Here is a 366-nt window from a genome sequence, read left to right as displayed (position 1 = left end):
GCGGTCGGCTTCCGGATGGCGCACGGCCTCGACGATGCGTGCCACGACCACGTGATCGAGGCCTTCGCCCAGCGCGGTCACGTCTTCCACTTCCAGGCCGATGGCGGTCAGCACCGCACTCAGCTCATCACGCGAAGCGCGGGTCGGGACGTGGCTGCGCAGCCAGTTTTCGGAGAATTTCATGGTGTCATCCTGGTGGGCCCGGCGCATTCGCCTGGGCCTGCGAATTTGGGAGCAGTCGTTTCAGGAGCAGCCGGGCATGGCCCGGCTCTACAGGGTTGCGGCTTACGCGAACTGTTTCAGGAACCGCACATCGTTCTCGAAGAACGCGCGCAGGTCGTTGACGCCGTAGCGCAGCATTGCAAA

2 protein-coding genes are annotated in these 366 nt (G+C 64.2%); both read right to left on the bottom strand.

Features of this window, described 5'->3' with window-relative positions; translation table 11 throughout:
• Positions 1-183 (bottom strand): hypothetical protein (locus EN846_RS33895; protein ID WP_135928118.1); only part of this gene is annotated, 183 nt, incomplete at its 3' end.
• Between the two features lie 102 nt (positions 184-285).
• A partial coding sequence (locus EN846_RS33890; protein WP_135928119.1) for a hypothetical protein occupies positions 286-366 on the bottom strand: 81 nt, incomplete at its 5' end.

This window comes from Mesorhizobium sp. M4B.F.Ca.ET.203.01.1.1 (assembly GCF_004791025.1).
Classification (GTDB): domain Bacteria; phylum Pseudomonadota; class Alphaproteobacteria; order Rhizobiales; family Rhizobiaceae; genus Mesorhizobium; species Mesorhizobium abyssinicae.
This window is presented reverse-complemented; position numbering and strand designations above follow the sequence as displayed.